Annotated in this window: 25 protein-coding genes; 18 read left to right on the top strand and 7 right to left on the bottom strand. The window is 42.8% G+C overall.

The annotated features are described in order from the left end of the window. Window positions 1-206: 206 nt before the first annotated feature. Complete coding sequence (locus tag AC58QM_RS27830) at window positions 207-1160, top strand: TniQ family protein (RefSeq protein WP_497288043.1); 954 nt, start codon at window positions 207-209, stop codon at window positions 1158-1160. A gap of 294 nt (window positions 1161-1454) precedes the next feature. On the opposite strand, the gene AC58QM_RS27825 is transcribed toward AC58QM_RS27830, so the two are convergent. After that, on the bottom strand, window positions 1455-3290 hold the full coding sequence (locus AC58QM_RS27825; protein ID WP_497288042.1) for a UbiD family decarboxylase: 1836 nt from the start codon (window positions 3288-3290) through the stop codon (window positions 1455-1457). A gap of 183 nt (window positions 3291-3473) precedes the next feature. On the opposite strand from AC58QM_RS27825, the gene AC58QM_RS27820 reads away from it, so the two are divergent. From AC58QM_RS27820 to AC58QM_RS27800, 5 genes are all read left to right on the top strand, one after another. Next, complete coding sequence (locus tag AC58QM_RS27820) at window positions 3474-3818, top strand: thioredoxin family protein (protein ID WP_056613511.1); 345 nt, start codon at window positions 3474-3476, stop codon at window positions 3816-3818. Between the two features lie 323 nt (window positions 3819-4141). After that, on the top strand, window positions 4142-5041 hold the full coding sequence (locus AC58QM_RS27815) for a COX15/CtaA family protein (protein WP_497288041.1): 900 nt from the start codon (window positions 4142-4144) through the stop codon (window positions 5039-5041). Between the two features lie 150 nt (window positions 5042-5191). After that, complete coding sequence (locus AC58QM_RS27810) at window positions 5192-6157, top strand: DMT family transporter (RefSeq protein ID WP_497288112.1); 966 nt, start codon at window positions 5192-5194, stop codon at window positions 6155-6157. A gap of 38 nt (window positions 6158-6195) precedes the next feature. Next, entirely contained in the window at window positions 6196-6903 is a 708-nt protein-coding gene (locus AC58QM_RS27805) for a Cthe_2314 family HEPN domain-containing protein (RefSeq protein ID WP_497288040.1), read from the top strand. A 6-nt stretch (window positions 6904-6909) separates the two neighbouring features. Further along, window positions 6910-7704 (top strand): SDR family oxidoreductase, encoded by a 795-nt coding sequence (locus tag AC58QM_RS27800; RefSeq protein WP_497288039.1) that lies wholly within the window; start codon window positions 6910-6912, stop codon window positions 7702-7704. Window positions 7705-7769: 65 nt separating this feature from the next. Here the strand turns inward: AC58QM_RS27800 and AC58QM_RS27795 are convergent, their stop codons facing one another. Further along, the gene (locus AC58QM_RS27795) at window positions 7770-8015 is read right to left on the bottom strand and encodes a NifU family protein (protein ID WP_028558591.1); all 246 of its coding nucleotides are present in this window, start codon (window positions 8013-8015) and stop codon (window positions 7770-7772) included. A gap of 96 nt (window positions 8016-8111) precedes the next feature. Between AC58QM_RS27795 and AC58QM_RS27790 the strand changes: the two genes are divergently transcribed. Continuing rightward, a complete protein-coding gene (locus AC58QM_RS27790; protein WP_497288038.1) occupies window positions 8112-8366 on the top strand; it encodes a YuzB family protein in 255 nt (84 codons plus the stop codon). Window positions 8367-8381: 15 nt separating this feature from the next. Here AC58QM_RS27790 and AC58QM_RS27785 read toward each other — a convergent pair whose 3' ends face one another. Beyond that, complete coding sequence (locus AC58QM_RS27785) at window positions 8382-9446, bottom strand: NAD(P)/FAD-dependent oxidoreductase (RefSeq protein ID WP_497288111.1); 1065 nt, start codon at window positions 9444-9446, stop codon at window positions 8382-8384. Window positions 9447-9486: 40 nt separating this feature from the next. Continuing rightward, window positions 9487-10593, bottom strand: a complete 1107-nt coding sequence (gene mqnE / locus AC58QM_RS27780) for an aminofutalosine synthase MqnE (protein WP_497288037.1) — start codon at window positions 10591-10593, stop codon at window positions 9487-9489. Between the two features lie 327 nt (window positions 10594-10920). Here mqnE and AC58QM_RS27775 point away from each other — a divergent pair, with 327 nt between their 5' ends. From AC58QM_RS27775 to AC58QM_RS27760, 4 genes are all read left to right on the top strand, one after another. Beyond that, on the top strand, window positions 10921-11115 hold the full coding sequence (locus tag AC58QM_RS27775; protein WP_497288036.1) for a Spo0E family sporulation regulatory protein-aspartic acid phosphatase: 195 nt from the start codon (window positions 10921-10923) through the stop codon (window positions 11113-11115). 113 nt (window positions 11116-11228) lie between these two features. Beyond that, window positions 11229-11600 carry a HesB/IscA family protein gene (locus AC58QM_RS27770; RefSeq protein WP_310502353.1) on the top strand — a complete coding sequence of 124 codons (372 nt, stop codon included), beginning with the start codon at window positions 11229-11231 and terminating at the stop codon, window positions 11598-11600. A 235-nt stretch (window positions 11601-11835) separates the two neighbouring features. Then, window positions 11836-12990, top strand: a complete 1155-nt coding sequence (locus AC58QM_RS27765) for a sulfite reductase subunit alpha (RefSeq protein WP_497288035.1) — start codon at window positions 11836-11838, stop codon at window positions 12988-12990. Between the two features lie 191 nt (window positions 12991-13181). After that, complete coding sequence (locus AC58QM_RS27760) at window positions 13182-13862, top strand: glucosaminidase domain-containing protein (protein WP_497288034.1); 681 nt, start codon at window positions 13182-13184, stop codon at window positions 13860-13862. A 40-nt stretch (window positions 13863-13902) separates the two neighbouring features. Here the strand turns inward: AC58QM_RS27760 and AC58QM_RS27755 are convergent, their stop codons facing one another. Then, the gene (locus tag AC58QM_RS27755; RefSeq protein WP_310502350.1) at window positions 13903-14064 is read right to left on the bottom strand and encodes a mechanosensitive ion channel protein MscL; all 162 of its coding nucleotides are present in this window, start codon (window positions 14062-14064) and stop codon (window positions 13903-13905) included. 253 nt (window positions 14065-14317) lie between these two features. Here AC58QM_RS27755 and AC58QM_RS27750 point away from each other — a divergent pair, with 253 nt between their 5' ends. Beyond that, complete coding sequence (locus tag AC58QM_RS27750; protein WP_497288033.1) at window positions 14318-14563, top strand: sporulation histidine kinase inhibitor Sda; 246 nt, start codon at window positions 14318-14320, stop codon at window positions 14561-14563. Window positions 14564-14865: 302 nt separating this feature from the next. On the opposite strand, the gene AC58QM_RS27745 is transcribed toward AC58QM_RS27750, so the two are convergent. After that, entirely contained in the window at window positions 14866-15867 is a 1002-nt protein-coding gene (locus AC58QM_RS27745) for an NAD(P)/FAD-dependent oxidoreductase (protein ID WP_497288032.1), read from the bottom strand. Window positions 15868-16269: 402 nt separating this feature from the next. Between AC58QM_RS27745 and AC58QM_RS27740 the strand changes: the two genes are divergently transcribed. After that, window positions 16270-17460, top strand: a complete 1191-nt coding sequence (locus AC58QM_RS27740; RefSeq protein ID WP_497288031.1) for an NAD(P)/FAD-dependent oxidoreductase — start codon at window positions 16270-16272, stop codon at window positions 17458-17460. 27 nt (window positions 17461-17487) lie between these two features. After that, the gene (locus AC58QM_RS27735; protein ID WP_310502347.1) at window positions 17488-17766 is read left to right on the top strand and encodes a hypothetical protein; all 279 of its coding nucleotides are present in this window, start codon (window positions 17488-17490) and stop codon (window positions 17764-17766) included. A 103-nt stretch (window positions 17767-17869) separates the two neighbouring features. Here the strand turns inward: AC58QM_RS27735 and hemQ are convergent, their stop codons facing one another. Continuing rightward, window positions 17870-18616, bottom strand: coding sequence for a hydrogen peroxide-dependent heme synthase (hemQ, locus tag AC58QM_RS27730; RefSeq protein ID WP_497288030.1), 747 nt, complete (start codon window positions 18614-18616; stop codon window positions 17870-17872). A gap of 202 nt (window positions 18617-18818) precedes the next feature. Here hemQ and AC58QM_RS27725 point away from each other — a divergent pair, with 202 nt between their 5' ends. The 4 genes from AC58QM_RS27725 (at window position 18819) to dnaI (ending at window position 22781) form a co-directional block, all read left to right on the top strand. Beyond that, the gene (locus AC58QM_RS27725; protein ID WP_310502345.1) at window positions 18819-19103 is read left to right on the top strand and encodes a YuiB family protein; all 285 of its coding nucleotides are present in this window, start codon (window positions 18819-18821) and stop codon (window positions 19101-19103) included. A 76-nt stretch (window positions 19104-19179) separates the two neighbouring features. Then, entirely contained in the window at window positions 19180-20070 is an 891-nt protein-coding gene (locus AC58QM_RS27720) for an alpha/beta fold hydrolase (RefSeq protein WP_497288029.1), read from the top strand. A 203-nt stretch (window positions 20071-20273) separates the two neighbouring features. After that, the gene (locus AC58QM_RS27715) at window positions 20274-21767 is read left to right on the top strand and encodes a replication initiation and membrane attachment family protein (RefSeq protein WP_497288028.1); all 1494 of its coding nucleotides are present in this window, start codon (window positions 20274-20276) and stop codon (window positions 21765-21767) included. Between the two features lie 57 nt (window positions 21768-21824). Beyond that, window positions 21825-22781, top strand: coding sequence for a primosomal protein DnaI (dnaI, locus tag AC58QM_RS27710; protein ID WP_497288110.1), 957 nt, complete (start codon window positions 21825-21827; stop codon window positions 22779-22781). The last annotated feature ends 155 nt before the right edge of the window (window positions 22782-22936 follow it).

Below are 22936 nucleotides of genomic sequence, written 5' to 3'. Positions count from 1 at the left end.
GCCCTTTTATAATGTTAAAAAGAAACTGGCGGTTTTATTTTTAAAAAATATTGTCACGACAGAACCGTAACCATAAGTGATTTTTTTTTGATTTGCTTGTGAATTAATCACATTTTTGAAGCTAAGGGAGTTCAATATTTGGGGGAAAATGGAATAGATTCTTCTGAAATGGGTAAATTAATAAAAAATACTAGTCTGGAGAATTTATGATAAAACTTAATCATTTTCCACCAACTTATCTTGACGAGGATTTTAGAAGTATATTTCTTAGATATGTTAAATTGACTGGAATAACATTAGTTGATCTAACTTCGATATTCTTTGGTTTAAACAGTCGGTCACTACCACTGATAAACCCTCAAAACATTAATAATATAAATGATAGTCTTCACGATGACCTAAAAGTAGATACTAAAATTTTACTTGAAAATCATTCTTATGTAAGTGTTCTTAGAATGTTTTACAAGGATTCCCAGTCTATTTGCAATAACAGGGCGATACAATTTGGTAATGACAGAGTAGGGAAAAGAGTGCTTTCTCATGAAATTAGATATTGTCCTAATTGTATAAAAACAGATTATGAAGAAACTGGTGAGGTGTATTTTAGAAGAAAACATCAGTTGAGTGATGTGGATTTTTGTCTCGAACATGGTTGTAAACTTATTTCAAAATGTCCCAATTGTATGATTGATTTGACCGATAGAAATGGAAAATGGTTACTTTCTACAATTTGTTGTTCGAAGTGTTTTAAACCAGTATATTTGAAGGAAGATATCTCACCATTATGGGTCCAACCTAATATAAACATATTTAATATAATCTTAGATCAATTATTAGAGTTGTTTACAATGACCAACGAAGAGTATACAAGTTTGTATCTTAGAGGAAAATATTCAATTTATTTGGATCAATATCGTAAAAAAAACGGGGATGTAGTATTTGGATATTTATTTAAAAATTTGAATGAATACTATGAGCTTGACGTAGTTAAATTATTACGGTTTCATGAGTATTATGCAATGAGCTATTTATTAGATTTTAGGATGTTTCATGATACTTACTACTTGAAGGAACATCTGCTACTTATGAAGTTCTTTTCAGGTTCGACAAAAAAGTTTTTAACAAAATTCAATGGCAGTTATACTTATATGTTAACGTGACTTTTCCCTTGACTATGTGACGATCAGGCTCTTATTGAGGGTGATGGTTAGTAGAATTTTTAATACATGATTTTTTTATTAATAAAATAACCAAGACATCTAGGTAGATGATCTTGGTTATTTTGACGTCTAAATTTTCAAAAAAGAACGGTTTTACAAAAGTGAACATCACTAACGAACTTTATTTTCCACTAATGCAGAAGCAACTCTTGAAAAATTCATGTGACTAACGAACTTAATTTATTTTTAATAATTGTGAAAACCTTGGAATTACTGGACTAATACTAACGAACTTTATTTTCCTGGACCACCTAGAATGGCGCCTTCGGCAAATAAGCGTATGATGTTTTTTTCAACCGTTGGATCCGGTATTAATGGCGGTGCTTGGTGCGGTTTAATTCGCGCATCAATCACAACATTATCGCAAGCCCAATGTTTATTCGCATAAAAACTGTTCACGCCATATATATCATGGGAAGGATTGCTGCGTGTGAATGTAGCCCAAACAAAGTTGTTAATACTCTCACTCAGAAAACGGCTATCATCACATACAATGATCAATGGACAAGCAGGGAGTGGGCCTTTTGCGCCAATAGCCTCGCATAAATCGTTCATTTCAACCTGTGTCTCACCGTAACTTTTAAATTCGGACATCTGAACCGCGACGATTCCCGGCATCACCAAACACGCATGTTGGACCCCTGGTATTTCATTAAAAACGCCAGGAACCTCTAGGCATAAATCCCTTTTTTTATCACCGACTGCTGCGAATACAACCTTACTGCCGCTATTTAGACCTGTACCTGAGTAATCTAGGGTATCGATCGTCGTATTGGTATAAAAATGAAGGTCCCGATGAAGGTCTATTCGTGCCAAAATGTATTGTAAGAATTGCTCTACATCATGAGAATCCAAAGGCTGGCTCTCTTCTGCTGTGATGAATAAGTACTTGGCTAAGCTAACTTGTCCCGTCCCTAAAATTCGATTAGCAATCGTGAGCAGCTCTGCCGGCTGCTTGACTTGTTGATAGGGCGTGTAACGTTCGCTGCCAATCGCAAAGAGCAAGGGGTGTACGCCTGCAGCGTCTACAGCATGAACCTCTTTGACACCTGGAATTTCTTGCTTAATTGCATCGCCTGTGAGTTCATGAATTAATGCACCGAACGCCGTATCCTCTTGAGGGGGCCTGCCCACGACAGTAAATGGAAAGATTGCATTCTTCTTAGCATATACTTTGTGCACTCTCATGAGAGGAAAAGGATGCGTAAGGCTGTAGTAGCCCAAATGATCGCCGAAAGGGCCCTCCGGTTTGGTTTCGCCAGGATAAATTTCTCCTGTGATAACAAAATCAGCATCGTGACTAATACAATAGCCATCTATATAGCTGTAGCGGAAGCGGCGCCCTGAGAGTAAGCCCGCAAAGGTAATCTCACTCATGCCTTCCGGCAGGGGCATAACTGCTGACAAAGTGTGCGCCGGCGGCCCGCCAATAAAACAGCTTACCTTTAAAGGGGCTCCTTGTTTAGTCGCCTTTGCCTGGTGGACTCCGATACCGCGATGAATCTGATAATGCAAGCCGATCTCTTTATTTAATTCATACTCGTTCCCGCTTAGTTGAATCCGATACATCCCCAGATTGGAATTCATAATTCCTGGTTTCTCCGGATCTTCCGAATACACTTGAGGCAGGGTGACGAATGCACCGCCATCTTCTGGCCAGTGCTTGATGAGAGGGAGGTCAGCAATGTTGATTTCCTCAAAAGAAGCTGGAAGATCACCGTTTATTTTGATTGGCAGGGCTTTCCAGGCAGCCAGACCCGTACCGATATGTTTATGTGGGCTTTTCATTGCCTTCATGGGATCGCTTCGTAGAGAGATTACGTTTTTCACGCCTTCCCAAGTATCTCGAAATATATATTTGCTGCGCTCTACGGTACCGAAAAGGTTGGATACCGCCCGAAACTTGGAACCTTTCACATTCTCGAATAATAAGGCTGGGCCACCAGCTTCATGAACTTTCATATGAATGGCTGCCATTTCAAGCTCAGGATCAACTTCTTCATGAATGCGAACCAAATGTCCGTTCTTTTCTAAATCAACTATGCATTCTTCTAAATTTTGATAGATCATTATTTTCTCCAATCGGATAGCTATTCCCCAAAAGGTCTATGTAATAATGTCATTCTACAACAAATGCCGAAAATAAAAAACACGTCATATGAGTTCGAAATTTTACTTTCCTGAACCAGCTGCTTGACACTGATTTTCTCACATGCTATAAGAGAGTAAATTCTAGAAGTGATGAGGTGTCCCATGCGTAAAGTATCGACCGAGCAACAATTTCAAGAGCAAATTTCGCAGTCTGGCGTGACAATAGCTATTTTTAAAACGACATGGTGTAAGGATTGCCATTATATTGATCCTTTTATGCCTGCCGTAGAGCAAGCCTATGAAGGCCGTCTTACTTTCATTGAACTGGATCGTGATGAATTCCCGGATTTGTGCGAACAATTGAACATCTTAGGTATCCCGAGTTTCATTGCTTTTCGTAACGGGCAAGAAGTCGTTCGTTTCGTCAGCAAACTGCGTAAAACCCGTGAGGAAATCGAGCAATTCCTTGACCGTGCAATTGAAGTTTCGAATGCGTTGGCTCCTTAAAAAGGAGTAGTTTTAATACACGTCACATGGACACCGTCGTCGGATTAATCCGTTGATGGTGTTTTTTGATGCAGAAGGAGTGGAGATAGCCGATGAAATTAGCCAGGCTCGAATCGAACCTTTTTTCATATTCGGAATAAATGCTTCCATACTACACACACTATAATGTTATTTCCAAGTCTTGGGCGTAACTCGATTCCCTGTTGTTTCGGAGCTTTGTAACAATTGCGAATGGAAATGGCTTCATATTACAGCTATAATTAAAGCGGAACTACAGTATTCGACATGATCCTCAGTAGATATGACATAAAGTAGGTGCAATCATGCAAAAATGGATCCAAAGATTTGCGAATTTATCCGCCATCGGCATGTTTCTTATTCTTGCTATGGGGGCCTTAGTAACTAAGGCTGACGCTGGCCGGGGCTGCGGTGACGAATGGCCGTTATGCCATGGGAAATTCATTCCAGCACATACCATTTCTTCGTTTATCGAGTACAGTCATCGCTTAGTTGTAGGTGTTGTGACCATGATACTTGTTGTAACGTTTTACTTGGTTTTCCGCTATGTGAAGCGTAGAGATGCTAAATTCTTTATCACAGCAACCGTAGTCATGACCTTGATTCAAGCAGCTATGGGCGCATTGGCCGTTGTTTGGCCGCAATCCTCTCTTGTCCTTGCTCTTCATTTCGGTTTATCCTTGCTAGCCTTTGCCTTCTCCCTGCTGCTTGCACTCGTGTTTACCCCGTGGGGACAATTTATTCGAACAACGCAGATTCATACTAGTTTTAAAGTAATGGTCTGGTTTACAGCTATTTACAGCTACGTTGTAGTTTACTTAGGAGCATTCGTGCGACATACCGTTTCTTCGGGTGGCTGCTCGGGCTGGCCGTTATGCAATGGCGAAGTGATCCCTGAACTTAGCGGTGCAACTGGCATTGTGTTTACACATCGGATTGCCGCTTTGCTGCTCTTTGTATGTATATTATTTCTGTACCTGCAAGCTCGACGCCATTATCAGAAGACGGACAAACTTTGGTTCGGGAGCAAATGGGCTCTTATTCTCGTTTCGCTTCAAGTGATTAGCGGCGCAGTCGTAACATGGTCCTTAGGGAATGAAGTTGCTTATTTATTTACAGGTATGATTCATGCCATTATTGTGGCTTGTATGTTTGGATTCTTATGTTATTTGTGTGTACTCACGTTATATGATCGTAAAGCCTAGCTGCATCATGCGGCACAGGCACAACAAGGCCTTCTAACGGAAGGCCATTTCCATTATAGAGGTGTTACGACGAGTAAATGTAAAGGTTCGAAATTTCGGCTCCCGTGGATCCGAATCTCGATTCTTGCTGAGGGAGGAATACTTCGTGTGATGAACTCGGGACGTTTACGAGCGATCTATCCACATTTGGGATTTGTATTGGTCTACTTGCTGTGGGGGATCAATTTGGCTTCTCTCAAAATTGGCGGAAGAGAATGGGACAGTCTAGTCTTCAATGGTCTACGCTTTGCGAGTATGATTCCGATTCTGTGGGTCTATACTTACTTCTATTATCGTTCGAGGTCGCTTCGCTTCCAAATAGCGGGTCGCGATCTGCTGCTCATCTGTGGGTTGGGGATACTCAACGCCGTAGGGATGGAAGCTCTGTTGCAATATGCGTTGCAGTTTTCGAACGCTGCAAATGGTGCTGTACTTGGACGAGGCTTCATGCCTGTCATCACAGTACTCATTGCCGTTATTGTCGGGCAAGTGAAGATTACTTGGAGAATCCTGCTGGGGATTCCTTTAGCACTCGGCAGTGTAATGCTTATTGTCTCAGGGGGCTCCGAGGGTTTTCACTTAGGCAGTGATACATTGCGAGGGGATATCTTGCTCTTGATGCGCAGCTTCATGGGAGCCATTTATCTCATTGGAATGAATCGTTTGGTCATAAAATATCCGCTTCCAATCCTCATTTCACTAGAAATGACAGCGGGAGCTTTGGCTTTATTGCCGTTCGTCATCTTGCGTGCGGATGGTGCTTACTTCGCAGCGATCTCGCAGGCTGGATGGATTAGCTTAATCTATACGTCGCTTTTGGCAACGGCTGTCGGGTTCTCTCTGCATAATTGGAGTTTAGCTAAGCTAGGACCTTTCAAATCATCGGCTTACGGTTACTTGCTTCCTGTAACTGCTGCGCTTGGGGGTTTCATTTTCCTTGGAGAATCGATCTCGTTAAGTCAGTATTTGGGAGGCGCAGGTGTGTTGGCTGCGATGTATTTCGTGCAGCGTGATCGTACTGCTGGAGCTAAGCGATCCGCTATGCCTGTCCCAACAGCCAAAACGGTATCCAAGTAACAAGATGATCAGATGATGATAAAAAGGGAGGTGATCTTATGCTTCGTGTCTTATTTAATGAGCCGAAACGTGTTGATAGTGGTCTCCTGCTGGAAGCAGGCGATGCAATAAGAGCCTATATGAAACAGATCGCCACCGAGCAGAGTCACCTCTCTACGGAATATTCGATCTTTCATCGGCAAGCTATATGGAGTAAGGGTTTTATCGATGCCTTAGATGAATGTGAACAGAGCAAATTTTGCTGCGAGCGCTATGGTGAGATGATCGTGAAGGGTTTTCTGGAGGACATGAATCCGCAGGAAACGGAGACTTATCAGCGATTTGTGTACTTCTACAAAAATGCGTTTATTCGTTTATTTTCTATTTTAGACAAACTAGGGACTTTCATGAATGACCTCTTCGGTTTAAAAACAGAGACGTTAAAATCGCGATTCTCGTATTTTACTGTACTCCGCCATATGCATGAGAAGCATCTCCATGGTTCGTTAGAATTACAGCTGTATACGCTCAAAATGACCTATAAAACGCCGTTAGAACGACTCCGCAATCTGCGTAATATGGAAATGCACTACATTAATGCAGAGATGCTGGACGATCTCCAACAGAAAGAACCTTTGCTTGGTGAGCGCATTCATCTTGAGAATGTGAAGCTAAATTTAGATGATTTGCAGCAGGGATTTGACATGGTATGCCGAACCTTAACAGTAGCATTTACTTACATTACGGCGTATGTGACAAAGGGGTAGGGGACCATGCCATTAAGAGGTCGAACAGTGCTGGTTACAGGCAGTGCCAAGGGTTTGGGCAAAATGACGGCATTAACCTTAGCCAAGAAGGGCTGCCAGGTCGCTGTGAATTATGTAACAAGTGAGAGGGAAGCTGCTGAACTTGTTCAGCAATTGAAAGAAATGGGCGTGCGCAGCATCGCTGTTCAAGGGGATGTAGCCAAACGCGAGGATAATATCCGTATGGTGGAAGAAACGGTCTCAGCGCTGGGATCGATTGATATACTTGTGAACAATGCAGGGCCTTTTGTACGGGAGCGGCGCTTTTTCGCTGATTACAAGATCGATGAAATTGACTATTTAATGCGTGGAAATCTGCTGGGTGTAATGACGTTAGATCATCTTGTGCTGCCTATGATGCGCGAGAAGCGATGGGGGCGTATCATCCATTTCGGTTTCGGGAAAGCGGCGGAAGCGAGGGGCTGGACGCACAGGGCTGCCTATGCGGCTGCCAAGGTTGGGTTAGTCTCCTTTACCAAAACATTAGCTGAGGAAGAAGCCGCGCATGGGATCACAGTGAATATGATTTGTCCAGGTGATATTCGCGGGAAGAACAAAGAGCGCACGATGGAAGAAGCACGCTTAGAAGTGGATGGAGAAACACCAGTGGGTAGACCAGGAACAGGCGAGGACGTCGCGCGAGTCATCGATTTCCTGTGCTCGCCTAACTCAGATTTCATAACGGGCAATATTATGGATATTTCTGGTGCATTGGATCCTATCCAGCCAATCCCCGTGATCAAACAACGCAAATCCGAATAGTCCTCGTATATACGGCAAAAAGAGCTTACCCTAGAGGTAAGCTCTTTCTTATGATATAGTCGTAATTAGAATACCTGTACGACTTCTGTTATGCCTTCTACCTCTTCAACTAATGCGCGCTCAATACCAGCCTTTAATGTGATTGTTGAGCTCGGGCAGCTACCGCAGGCACCCATAAGTTTCAGTTTTACGATTCCGTCTTCCACATCAACTAGATCGACGTCACCGCCATCACGTTGTAGGAAAGGACGAAGTTTATCTAAAACCTCAAGAACTTCATCGTAAATCGCTTCTTTGGTTTTTTCTGTCATTTGATTCATCTCCTTTCTTTATCTATTATAGTACAATACGCTTTAAATGAAAATGGTTTGAGGCTTGAAACTATCAGCATGGGGTGGAATTTTTAAATGCGACCAATTATAGAATTTTGTGCCAGTAATATGCACACAGGAACAGATAAAGTAATGAAAGACCTTGAAGCAAATCCCGAATTCGATGTTATGGAATACGGTTGTCTGGGCAATTGCGGACAGTGCTATATGGAGCCATACGCGCTAGTCAATGGCGAAATCATTGCCGCTGAAAGCGCGGAAAGCCTCCATATTCGCATTTTAGATAAGATCAAAGAGATTGAAGCCATGTATGACTTGCTTAGTGAATAAACAAAATCTTTTAACTTAACCGAAGTGGCGTTTGGATTTCCAGAGCACGCCACTTTTGAGCATACGAGCAATTTTACCTGTCATGAGTGTACGTTTACCCATAATACCGAATCCACTTTTCTTACCAAGTGAGCCGAGCGTTCCTCTTAGCTTAATCTTGCCAAGTTTAGGAGTCTCGCCTTTCCAAATCGCTTGAATGGCTTCTGCAATTTGCTTGCCTTGCGCTTGAGCTGCTTGAGCGCTTGGTGAGAAAGGTAATGACGCACAGTCACCTACAACGAAAACATCTTCGTAGTTCGGAATTTGGTGGTACTCATTTAACAGAATACGTCCTTGACGGTCTTTTGGTACATTCAAAGCTTCGACAATAGGTGTTGGTTGTATACCCGCTGTCCAAATTGTTGCATCTGTACGGATAATTTCATCTTGATTGTATAGATCGCCGCCATCCAATCTAACTAATGACACTTGTGTCCGCAGCTCGATATGATGTTCGATCATCCATTCACGCACGTACTGCTGCAGATTCGTAGGGAAAGCAGAGAGCAGACTTGGACCACGATCGATTAATCGAATATTGAGATCTGGGCGGCTCTCACGAAGCTCTGAAGCCATCTCTACTCCGCTAAGTCCTCCACCAATGATGGAAACTTGTCCGTACGGATTAATGTTGTTTATTTTCTGATAGGTTGCACGGGTTTGAGCCAGTGTTTGAATACTGGAAGAAAACTCCTGAGCGCCGGTAATCCCGTGATAACTATCTACACAACCCAGGCCAATGACTAACCAGTCATAGGTAATGGGTTCTTTATCGTAGAAGTTGATTTGTTTCGTGCTAAGATCAACAGCAGAAACTTCTCCGTACACAAGTTGTAGTCGCGAATCATCTGGATAGGCAACACGAATATGAGTTTCAGCAATGGTACCTGAAGCAAGGGCATAATATTCGGTTTTGAGACCTTGAAAGGGACTGCGATCAATCATAATAATTTCTGTTTCGTCGGGTAGATCTTTTTCCAATAAGTTTAAAGCTATGGTTAAACCGCCATAGCCTCCTCCGAGAATGACAAACTTTTTCATAGCCAACCAATATCCCTTCTGAACGATGATCTATTCTCTATTATCTCTCATACACTTTGATTTCATTATAAAAGGTGTCTCGCTCTACCGCGACGCGGCCTGCACCTTGAATGAGCCATACAATCTCATCGCGTGTTAAACCTTCTGGTGAAAGAGCGCCAGCAGCGTGTGAGATTTTCTCTTTCACGATCGTGCCGTGAGCATCTGAAGCACCGAATGTGAAGGAAAGTTGCGTAAGTTTCGTTCCGATATTAATGAAGTAAGCTTTAATATGTGGGAAATTGTCCAACATTAGGCGGCTAATCGCCATTGTTTTGAGTTCGTCCCAAGCAGGAACGAAACGTTTAAGACTTGCATTTTTGCTAGCGGGCTGTACAGAGTTCGGAATAAAGACAAGGAAGCCATTTGTTTCGTCTTGCAGCTCGCGCAGCAACATCATATGGCGAATGCGTTCTTCTTTCGTTTCAATCGAACCATATAGCATCGTCGCATGTGTTTTCATCCCAAGCAAATGGGCTTGGCGATGGACATCCAGCCATTCTTCTGTGGATGCTTTTTCTACCTTCATTTTGGCGCGGTAACGTTCAGTCAGAATTTCGGCACCACCACCAGGCAGTGTGGAAAGTCCAGCATCCATTAATGTTTTTAGCACGTCGCGGTAGCTTAAGCCACTGATACGGGAGAAAAATTCGATTTCAGCAGCTGTATGAGCTTTAATCGTTACGTCTGGGTAGGCTTGCTTTAATTGACGAATGCAATCAACATAATACTCGAAAGGCAGATGAGGGTTATGTCCTTGACTGATATGGAACTCTTTAATTTCAGGGTTAAAATTCTCAGCAATATAATCTAACATTTGATCCGGCGTTAATGTGTAAGCTCCTTCTTGACCTTCATCGCGGCGGAAATGACAAAATGAACAATGCTCCTCACAGACATTCGTGAAATATAAGCTCATGTTTTGTACAAAATAAACCTTGTTTCCATTCAATCGTGTATTCACTTTATTCGCTAATTGACCAATGGTTAAAAGGTCGTCAGATTCATATAAAAACAGTCCATCTTCCATGCTCAAACGTTCGCCGTTCTCAACCTTGTCAGCAATCTCAGCCATCCGTTTGATCGGGTCTACTGTCGTAATACTCATGCTCCATGCCTCCTATGAAAATATATTAAACTGCACAATGAAACGACGCAGCCAGCAATTAAAACTAGGTGCGTTAGGTGGTGTGAGTTGCTCGCGTACCTGTGAACCAGTTCGGTGAAGGAATTCACAACCAGATTTATAACGATACAAGCTATCCATCCATCTTATTATAAACCTCCTACTTAGGAGGGGCAACATTAGAACGTTGAAGATAAATCGACAATCTTATCCAAGTCGTATATTTTTTCGGTGAAAATGGCGAAATGTTATTCCCAATATTAACAAATTCCTGTATACTATTGCAATGTGATTACGTAAGGGCTAAAGGTGATAATAATCGTGCTTCCATTATTCGTGACCGAACCGCAGGAACGACTTCATATTAAAATTGAACAGCTTCGGGGTAAAATGGTTAGTTTAGGAACCTCTTATGGTTTCCTTCATCCCGATGTGCAGAAATGCAGTCGAGACCTAGACCAGCTACTATTGCAGTATTATGCCATAAGACGTCCTAAACAGTGAACAACTGCCCTTGAGCATCGGATGGATTAGGAGTATACTTGAAGCAAGCACTTCGTATGCGAATGCCAGGTTTCCTTTATTATGTAGGGAAAAACCAAGGAGGGATTTCCAATATGATTAACATTAGTGAATCAGCAAGTGATAAGATTAAAGAGCTTTTGGCTGCTGAAGAGTCTACAAAGCTATTCTTGCGCCTTGGCGTAAAAGCTGGCGGTTGCAGCGGCTTTTCTTATGGAATGGGCTTTGATGATGATCAAAAGTCTGACGATAAAGAATTTACCATTCACGGCGTTAAAGTTGTAGTTGACGAGGAAAGCGCTAAGTATTTGTACGGCGTCCAAATCGACTTCGAAGATAAAGGTATGGGTGGCGGTTTCACCATCAACAACCCGAATGCCGTAGCATCATGTGGTTGTGGATCATCCTTCAAACCAGCGGATTATGAAGGAACACCTGAACCTTGTGATGACAAGGTTGAGGCTTAATAACCGAAAACGAACCTTCCAAGTTTGTGTTGATGTTTAACACAGAATTGGGAGGTTTTTTTGTTTTATCGTGTCAAATCGGCTTGTTTAATAAATAATTGGCCTCAAATTAAGACAAATTGTTTAATTTTTTGGAAAAACCTAATAATTCATAATAGAGTTAATTAAAAAATATTCCTAAGTTGAGCGGCATGTGCTATTCTATATGAAAAAAATTCTCATGGGGTGAAGAGAAATGCAAGTTACTGATGTCGAAAAAGTACCATCTTTGTTTTCTAGAACCAATCCGTTTCAAGCGAAAGTGTTGAAAAATATGAATTTAAACGGTGAAGGCTCCACGAAAGAAACACGCCATATTGAACTTTCGCTCGAAGGCTCTGGCTTATCTTATGTGCCTGGCGATTGTTTAGGCGTAGTGCCTGATAACGATCCGGAGTTGGTCGCGGGTATTCTTGAGGTTATGAAGTGGGATGCGGACACAGCGGTTGTCATTAATAAACAAAACGATACACTTCCGCTCCAAGAAGCGCTTTTGAAGCACTTCGAGCTTACGCTGCTGTCCAGAAAAATCGTTCAGCAAGCCGTTGAATTTTCCGACAATAAAGCGTTGAAACAACTTGTGGCAGATACGGAGCAGTTGAAGGCTTATACCGACGGACGTGATTTGCTTGATTTACTGAGTGAGTTTGGACCATGGAAAGCTTCTCCACACGATATTGTTGCTTTATTAAGAAAAATGCCGCCACGCTTATATTCCATTGCTAGCAGCTTTGCAGCTAACCCGGGGGAAGTTCACCTTACGATCGGTGCTGTTCGCTACATGTCGCACGGCCGCGAGCGCAAAGGTGTATGTTCCGTGATGTGCGCAGAGCGCCTGAACGAAGGCGATACAGTTCCTGTGTTTGTCCAACTGAACAAACATTTTAACCTGCCGGAGTCCTCGGAGCAGGATATCATCATGGTAGGTCCTGGTACAGGTATTGCGCCATTCCGTTCCTTTATTCAAGAGCGTGCAGTGAGCCAAGCGTCAGGCAAGGCATGGTTGTTCTTTGGAGACCAGCGTTCTGCGACTGATTACCTGTATAAGGAAGAGTTGGAGCAATATCAACAGGCTGGCGCACTGACCAAGATCGACGTAGCTTTCTCACGCGATACAGCGCAGAAAGTGTATGTGCAGAATAAAATGCAGGAGAACAGCCAAGAGCTATTCGCATGGTTAGAGAGCGGCGCTTACTTCTATGTGTGCGGCGATAAACAAAACATGGCGAAGGATGTTCACAATACCCTGATTGACATTATTGAAAAAGAAGGCAAGTTGAGCCGAGAAGATGCTGAAGCGTATTTGAATGGCTTACAAGAGCAAGGGCGTTACCAACGCGACGTTTATTAATTAACGATAGATGAGGGTGTCCCAAAGGTCATGAAATGACTGAGGGGGCACCCTCTTTCTATTTTGTACCCAATTTCATTCGAATATCCACGTCGAGACCCTCTACTAGCCGTCTCTATCTACCATTTTATGGAATACTATAATGTATATAGCTGGAATGCATAATCAGTTGATAGAAGGGAGGGCGTTTAATGGCTTCTAGGAAGGATTTCATCGATCTCGTTGCACCCATTGCAGTTAAGTTGCGTTTGGAGGGCTCAGCGATTTTCCCATCAGTCCGGATTGCACAAGCTTTGCTAGAAACAGGTGGCAAAATCAACGCGTGGAACAATTTGGTAGGTTATAAGGTTGGAAATGGCGTACTGACGCCTTACTGGCGGGGAGATCGTGTCTCTGCAAGAACCTGGGAATTCATTAATGGGCAGAATGTGACTAATGTGATAGGGGATTTTCGAGCTTACGCTTCTATTGAGGATGGATTTCGGGATCAAGATCTACTATTTCAAGCAACTCGATATGCGGCAGTTCGGTCAGCAAGCAGCCCACAGGCTCAAACAACAGCTTTACAGCAAAGTGGATACGCGACTGACCCTGCCTACACAAGTAAATTAAATGCAATCATAGTAACAGAGGGGTTAACTTTCTTCGATGAGGAGGTCATACGGATGTTAGAGAAACTACAGGAACAAATCGCAGAGTTAAACGAGAGAGTTCAATCACTTGAAGAGCAAACGGCACTAACTGTCATACCGGCTTGGGCCAAACCAGGCATTGATGCAGCGGTGAAAGCAGGGCTCATCGACACACCCGAGAGAGGGAGCTATGATTTCTATCGGTTAATAACCGTTTTACATCGCAAAGGGATTATTTGATTGTGGAAGAAAGAGCAGGCCGAGGGTGATAGGGACTTTCTTAATACACGATTCGGCCTTTAATTCGAACATTGTCACCATACTTCGCTTGCATTAACTTTGTTTGTTCTTGCATGTAGGCATAAATCTCTTTCAAACGGTTCTTGCGGGGTTTAATCGTTTCTTTAATTTCGCCATTCAAAACGATATCGTAGACGATCATTTGTACTCATCTCCTTTTTTATTAGCTTACAAATCTTATTGTAAAGGATGAATATTAAGGGATGATTAAAATTTCTTTTCAATTTTGTGAAAAAGATGAACGATATGTTAAATGAACGTTAAAAATGCCTAAATTACTGATCATTTTTTTTTATCACTAATTGGTAGGTTTTGGATGTGTATAAGTTTATGCACATTATCCCCCTATACATCTACTGCCTTCATGGTACATATTAACAATTTACCCACAGGATATGCACAATTATCTGTGGATAACGGAACGCTTGTTCTATCAAAAACCCCGTGATACTATAAGTTTAAATTATAGAATATGGGTGATTTCAGTGAGACAAATTAGCGATGAGACATTGATCGACTCTTATTACAAGGCACTAGATTTAAGATTAGAATCCGATTTTCTTGAACTTTTGCTCGCGGAAATTCAGAGGCGTAAGTTAAAGTTATCGGTATTGGTTAAGGACGAAACACCACTTAATTAACGTTCACTCAACAGGTATTTGTAAGGTAAAGCTGGAATGACAGTCGGGGCAATTCAAGAGATGAAGGCAAGCGTCTAGACCATCGCCATCTTGGTTTGTCATAGAAATGTTATTCATCTCGTAAGGCGAATAAGGACCGAGCAAGTCACTCAGCTTACCATGGTCACACATACGCTGCGAGCACATAGGACAGTTGGTTTGCAATTCACGCAAGCCATTACAAACTGGACATATAGATGACAAAGGGGTATTCCTCCTAATCCGTAGATTAGGTATAGAATACCCCATTTCATTTTTGCTGATTACAATTTCATGTTCGAGCTGTGTCCAGGTGAAAGCTTAGCACTTGGATCAATGTATACTTTGGCATTGTTAATCGCCGTAGGAGCTTCACCGAAACCAACAGCAATCAATTTCAATTTTCCAGGGTATGTCGTAATATCGCCTGCAGCGAAGATCCCAGGAATATTCGTTTCCATCCGGGAATCAACCACGATGGAACCATTTTCGATGTCAAGACCCCATTCAGAAATCGGTCCAAGAGAGGATACGAAGCCGAAATTGATAATGACTGCATCGACATCGTGGATACTTTCTTCGCCTGACTTAATATGTTTAAGTGTGATTTGCTCAATTCGATCTGTTCCGTGTAGTTTGGTGATTTCTGTTGGAGTCACCACGTTAACTTTCGAGTTTATAAGATTCTCAACACTGTGCTCATGCGCACGGAATTTATCTCTGCGATGAATCAAGGTTACTTTCTCGGCAATTGGCTCCAGCATTAATGCCCAGTCAACTGCAGAATCCCCGCCGCCGCTAATCACAACTTTTTGTCCAGCAAAAGCATTCAAATCACTAACGAAGTAATGAAGGTTTTCCTTCTCGAATTGGGCAGCTTCCGGTAATTCAAGACGACGCGGCTCAAATGCCCCAACGCCACCTGAAATAATAACGGCATGGCTCAAATGTACACCTTTGTTGGTCGTAATTTCGAATAGACGCTCTTTTTTCTTAACAACCTGATGCACTTTTTCTTCCAAGCAGATGTTGATAGCGAAATGTTTCATTTGTGCAGACAAATTATTTACGAGTTCTTGGGCAGTTACTTTAGGGAAGCCAGCGACGTCATAAATATATTTCTCAGGATACAAGGCTGCAAGCTGACCGCCTAGTTGAGGCATACTTTCAATAATCTTCACAGAAGCTTGACGCATTCCCGCATAGAAGGAAGCAAACATACCAGCGGGCCCACCGCCGATTACAATAATGTCAACGATTTCTTGATTTATTTCTCTCACGTTCATATTAGAACCTCCGATTTGGTCCGATATGAGTAAGTATATGAAATAAAGTGATAATCATGATCATTTTAAACGTCTCTTCTTCGTGAAGAAAACAGATAAGTTCAAATTTCATTTAAATTGCTTATAGCTATGATAAGTAAATGCTTACATAGATTTGGTGCGCTAAACGCCTATAATACAAGATTTTTTATGCAAAATGACACTTGATATTTACTTATTAAAATTATATCATATCATGAGAATCGGTTTACCATGTTGTGACGAATTTCCACCTGTTTCATCATAATTCACTTCGAAAGCGTGCAAACTAGTAGCAGTATACTACTTTTGAAGCTGTTTGTGTAATTTTTCACAAGATAGAGAGACCATGGGACAAAATACGGATATGGAAGTGAGAGAGACATGAGTAGAATACCAAGAATCGTTATCTTAGGAGCCGGTTACGGCGGAATCCTTGCTGCAATTCGGTTGCAGAAGGAACTGAATTACAACGAAGCTGATGTTACGCTTGTAAACAAGCATGACTATCACTACATTACAACACATCTTCACATGCCAGCTGCAGGGACAGATAATCCTGAAAATGCACGCGTGAACATTTTAAAATTGATCGATGAATTTAAAGTTGATTTCGTGAAATCAACGGTTACACAAATTCGTCCACATGAGAAAAAAGTTATTCTGGAAGACGGAACACTTTCCTATGACTACCTAGTAATCGGACTTGGTGGCGAAGCGGAAACATTCGGAATTCCGGGTCTGAAAGAAAATGCTTTGAATATTCGCAGTATTAACAGTGTGCGCTTTATTCGTGAGCATATTGAGTATCAATTCGCGAAGTACAAACGTGAACCAGATCGCAAAGATTACTTGACGTTCGTTATCGGTGGTGCAGGATTTACCGGTATTGAGTTTATTGGTGAGCTTGCGGATCGTATTCCATTACTTTGCAAAGAATTCGACGTGGATCCTTCCCTAGTGAAGATTTATAATATTGAAGCTGCTCCAACAGCATTGCCAGGTTTTGATCCTGAGCTTGTTGAGTATGCGATGAAAGTTCTTACAGACAAAGGTATTACTTTCAAAATCGGTACGGCGATTAAAGAATGTACACCAGAAGGCGTACTGATTGCTGGCGATGAGTTTATTAAAGCGGCAACTGTTGTATGGACCGGTGGTATCCGTGGTAATCATATGCTGGATGAAGCTGGCTTCGAAACGATGCGCGGCAGAATCAAAGTCGATGAGCACCTTCATGCACCAGGCTTTGATAACATCTATGTTGTAGGTGACTGTTCCATCGTGATGAACGATGAAGGCAGACCTTATCCACCAACAGCTCAAATCGCGATGCAGCAAGGTGAGGCTGTTGCTCATAACTTGATCGCTTCGATTCGTGGATCCCAGATGAAAACTTTCAAATATTCGAACAAAGGTACAGTTGCTTCCCTTGGTAAAGGTCAAGCGATTGGTATCGTTGGTTCCCGTAAATTGAAAGGGAATGTTGCTGCAATGATGAAAAAAGTGGTCGATATGAGATACCTTTACATTATTGGCGGAATTCCACTTGTTATACGTAAAGGACGTTTCTAGTCAAAGGATGCTAACGGGGGGATTGCCATGCGACACTGTAGTGTCCAAGTAAGAGGACTTCTTACAAGGGATGAACTGGATCGCTACAATGCCTTGATCGAAGTCGGTCACTTCTTAGAGACTGAGAAACGGTACGATCATGTTGCTGTTGTCCAAAAGGAGATTGATATCCTCATTCTTCCTGCGATTGAGCGTCTGAAAGAGAAAAGTCGTCAGCGTGACCGCGATACGGAAGCTTATCTGGCGCGTAAAGCGCAGATGGAAGCTGAATTGGAAGCAGCTCTGCGTGATGACGACGATGAATAGATGATTGCGAAGAAGCATTGCTCCTCAGAGAGCAGTGCTTTTTTACTTATATATGTAAATGGAAAAAGAGCAGAGGACAGCAGTCCTTTGCTCTTAACTTGTCTTATATTTGAATGAATGAAGCGAATTTCTCAGGAAGCATAACGTTGCCAACATAGAAATCACCGAACTCGCCAAAGCGCGCACTAACTTCATCAAAGCGCATTTCGTATACGAGTTTTTTGAAATGAAGCGGATCATCGGAGAATAGTGTAACGCCCCATTCCCAATCGTCTAATCCAACAGAGCCTGTAATGATTTGTTTGACCTTACCTGCATAGGTACGACCAATCATCCCGTGGCTGCGCATCATGGACTTACGATCTTCCGCAGGAACCATGTACCAGTTGTCATTGCCTTCACGACGCTTATTCATTGGGTAGAAGCAAATGTGCTTGGATTTCGGAAGGATTGGCTTCAAACGTGCTTGAAGTTCAGGATCTAGCGCAGGATCAACACCTGGCTTAGCTAGGTATGCGCTCAATTCTACGATGGAGACGTAGGAATAAACGGGTATAGTAAAAGCAGCAAAGCTAGACTTGTTAAAAGCAGTTTCAAGCTCATTCAGCTCTTCCAATGTTTCACGCAGTTGCATGAAAACGAAATCAGCCTTCTGGCCAACGATGCTATAAACGGCAGTACTGCCTAGTTTATCGTTCTCAACTTGTTGCCACTGGGACAAGAAGGATTGCAGCTCGTCCGCTGCATGCTTACGTTCTTGTGGGGTTGCAGCATGCCATGCATTCCAATCCATTAGACGGAAATCATGGAGCGCATACCAGCCTTCCAGCGTTTGTACGGCTTCACTCATTGTTTTTCCTCCATTCAAGGGCTAATATCCCCTACATTGTATCCAATTCATGGAGAAAGGGCAAATGAACAATGGGTGAATATCGCGTATAAATTGTTCAATTTGTGTACACTTTACCTGTACCTTTTCGTCGATTACAATAATAGGAGCGACAGAAGCCAATGTTAGGAAGAGCTTCTTACATATACAAGGGGGAACTATCGTGCTGCAAATGATTATTGCCACTGTCTTAATGATGGTGTTATTCTTTGGGATCGGCTTTATTCTGAATATGCTTATGAAAACAACATGGTTTCCGCTATACGCGTTCATTGCACTGGTGATTGGGATTATCATCTATGGCTATATGGGATCCTCATCCTTCTTATCCAGTGACGAGAGCTTTACAGTTGTTGATGTGATTCCAGCGATCGGGGGCTTAGTTGGCGCTATTTTGAGCGGTTCGGCTATCAAAGCACTGCGTATTCGTGGCTTCAAAATGTTCTAATTCGTCATAATGGAGGGCCGATCGGGTCACGCTAAGGGGAGTTACCTAAACTTCACTTACGGAGGAGACACGACCAGTGCCTTGGGCGAATGTGAATGAAACATCACTGCACTATGAGATAACAGGGCCAGAAATGGGCACGCCAATTGTGTTTATTCACCCTCCTTTACTAACACTCGAAGCGTTCAAGTATCAGAAAAAACAACTAAGCGTTTATTATCGAGTAATTACCTTCGATATTAGAGGGCATGGCGGCAGTGCTCCTTCAAAGATGCCATTACGTTATGAACTTATTTCGCAAGACATCGTTGGGCTTCTTGATTTCTTAGGAATCGAGCAAGCCTTTCTGTGCGGATATTCAACCGGAGGAACGGTTGCGCTTGCGGCTTTGCTCTCCTACTCTTCCCGATTTCTGGGGGGAATTATTGTGAGTGGCATGTCTGAATTGACAGACACCTACAATAGGATCAGAGTATGGCTTGCGATTCGAATGGCGAATCCTAGTCGAGTTATGAATCTTTTGACTAATGCAATTACGTATGGCAATGCTGATAAACAGACAACCTATCAGGAGCTTAACGAACATGCGTTGCACGATGCGGCAGGCAATGTGAAATCGTATTTCGAACAATCGTTTCAATATAGCTGCACGACGCGGCTTCACAGTATTCACCACCCCGTCTTATTGATCTATGGTCAAAAGGATAAGGGGTTCCACCCTTATGCGCATATTCTTCATGAAGGTCTGCCGAATAGTTCTCTTTTTTTCATCAAAGGTGCGAAACATCCTGTTCCAATCCAGAGCGCTGGACGTATGAATGATATCATTCACCTATGGATAGAGAGCCTAGACAAGGAGGAGCAGAAAGCGCGCTGGAAGCTGGATCTAGCCATTGCCCAGAAGCTTCATCCACAGATGTATGGGACCGAAGAGGACACTGAGTACGGGACTAAAAGTTATTATTAAGAATGCCAAGCGAGGATTCCATTGCTAGTGAGCTATTGCGATGGAATCTTTTTCTTGCCCAAAAGGTAAAATTATCTTTTCTCTTGTAGATACCAAGATTGTCGATTTTTGTGGTAGACTAATAGAGAGAGACTGAGGCATGGGGTAGCTGTAAATGTAAGCTATTGCTCAGTTGAGCTGAGGCAGGATGGTGCTGTAACGGGATGAGAATGACGAATATGCTGCATTTCACCGAGAATCACAGGTTTTGTGTGAACCGTGAGTTTTCTTTGAGCAGTTTAGACTATAAAATGTTAGCGATGATGTATCAACCGATGATAGGCGGTTTGGCGATTAGTCTCTATCAAGCACTCTATCAGCAGATGAGTGCTGAGAAAGTCGGTTACTCACCGATGGAGCAGCAAAGGAAGTTGTTTCTGTTGCTTGATCTAGAGCATGGCGAACGGGGCCGCAAGTACTTAATTGAACAATCTTCCAAACTAGAAGCGATTGGTCTTCTACAGACGACACGGAAATTTATTCCGGAAGAAGAGGATTACGTTTTCGTCTATACGCTGTTCGCGCCGTTAGGGCCGAATGAGTTTTTCCGCAATCAGCATTTAACCCTGTTGCTGCGCGACAAGGTTGGCAAATTCATGCTGCTGTCCCTGCGAGAAGATCTTCTATCTCCTGAACCTGAGGAGTGTAGAGAGGCTACGGAAGAGAATTTGTCAGTACCATTTTATGAGCTATTTCGCTTGAACACCCAAGTCGTGGATTACGAGCTAGAGCAAGCACTCTATGAGGCCTCTGCAAGCAAACAAGGGGACGCACGGATGGACGTGACGACCAAAGGCTTCAAGTATGCGGATATCATCATGAGGTTCCCTCGTGGCGCGAGTAACCGCGTGTTCGTTGAAGCGCTGAAGCACAAGCCAGAGCACATGATAGCTATTAATATTGTGGCGAAGAAGTACAATCTATCTCTTCAAGAAACGTGCCGCTTGCTGGACGAAGATGGCGTGTTCACCGAAGAAGGTGAACTTGTTATGGATCTTATGCAGTATAATGCGAATCTGTTTTATCGACAGAGTAAGAAGCGGGATGAGGAACGGGAGCGGACGACAACGAAATCCGAGGACGACACACAGGTTTCGGAAGAGCAGTCCGTTGAAATGGCTTTTTATCTAGAGGTTCCTCAGCAGCTGCGCGGCGAATGTACAGATCATCAATACAACTACATCATGCGAAATGAGCCATACACGGCTGTGCTGAAAATGTTTTTCACACAGGGTTCGATACCTGATGGCGTACTTAATATTTTCGAGAAAATCGATTTGAACTATAAATTAAAAGAGGAAGTCATCAATGTCTTGATTCACTTCCTGCACATTGATCGTCGCTCTTGGGCAAAATCCTCGATTGAGGCTGTTGCCTCTGATATGCTGGGCAAGCAAATTATTTCGTATGAGCAAGCCGTTGAGTATGTTCGTGAAAAAATCAATTATAAACAGAAGGCTGCCTCTAAAGTAGAATCTGCCAAAGCTGGCGGGGGCTCTGCTACGCGTGGTCGTCAGGGTAAGACCCAGAAGCCTCATATTCCTATTGTGTTGCCGGATACGGGGACTACGTCGTCTACTAGGCTGTCTGCAGAGGAGCTGGAGGCTGCTAGACGGATGGCGCAGAAGCTGGACGAACGATTTAACCGTAAAAGTTAATGTGAGCCGTAGATCTGAGGATTAGACCGATGGAACTGTTAGGAGGTGCCGAATATGATGGAATCCTTGTCGCAATTACTCAAGTCCTTGCCGGATACGGAGTGGAAAAGAAAAGCAGAAGCAAAAATTCAAGGGGTTATGGCTGACCCTTTGATTGCTAAGTTTCGCCAGAAGTATCCCTTTGTGGACGATTATGCGATTAAAATAAATATGAACAAGTTGTATCAGCATGTTTCTGAATTCAAAACGTGCTCAAATTGCCCTGGTCTCGAGAACTGTCCCAATGATATGACAGGCCATTATACAATTCTGACAGCCGAGTCGGTGGAGGGGCAGACGCCTTTTATTCATGAGGAGAAGGTAGCCTGCAAGAAGTTTATTGCCAAAGGACAGCAAGATGCGATCAGCTCCCGGATCCGCACGTTTCACGTAGACCCGCGAATGATTTCGCGAAGTTTCTCTTTCGGTGATATTTTGGAAACGGATTTGGATCGAGCCAAAGCGGTTATGCAAATCAATGACTATGTGAGCTTAACTATCGAAGAGGGTCTACAAACCCGTGGGCTCTATTTATCCGGCTCATTCGGTACGGGAAAAACATTCCTAATGGGCTACATGCTGCATCAGCTTGCCAAAGAAGGCATGACCGGAGCTATCGTCTACATGCCAGACTTTGCTGAGGACTTGAAAGGGATGTTCCAGGAGCCTTATAAGCTGAAGGAGACAATTGACCTTCTCAAGGAAACGGATCTGCTCGTATTTGATGATATTGGGGCAGAGAATCTGAACCCTTGGCTGAGAGATCATGTCATCGGCGCAATTGTGAATCATCGCATGAATCGGAAACCAACTTTCTTTACTTCAAACTATGAGTTATCGGGTTTAGAGAAGCATTTTAGCTTCACGAACAAAGACGGAGACGAAGAGTACAAAGGACAACGGATTATGGACCGGATACGTCCGTTCGTTGATGTGGTTGAAGTGACTGGAACGAATAAACGTGGGAAATCATAAGTAAAAGAGGCAGTCTCAAAAGTCGATATCGACTTTTGAAACAGCCTCTTTTTTGCTAATGATCTTTGAATAATGAACCTAGGAGCTACTTCGGCTTCTTCCCGCAATCTAACTGGATTTTATCCATCTAATGATACAAACACTTCAAATTCGGA

The sequence above is a fragment of the Paenibacillus sp. J22P165 genome (assembly GCF_059692015.1).
Note: the sequence above shows the minus strand (reverse complement) of the source record. Positions and strands in the feature narration are given on the sequence as shown.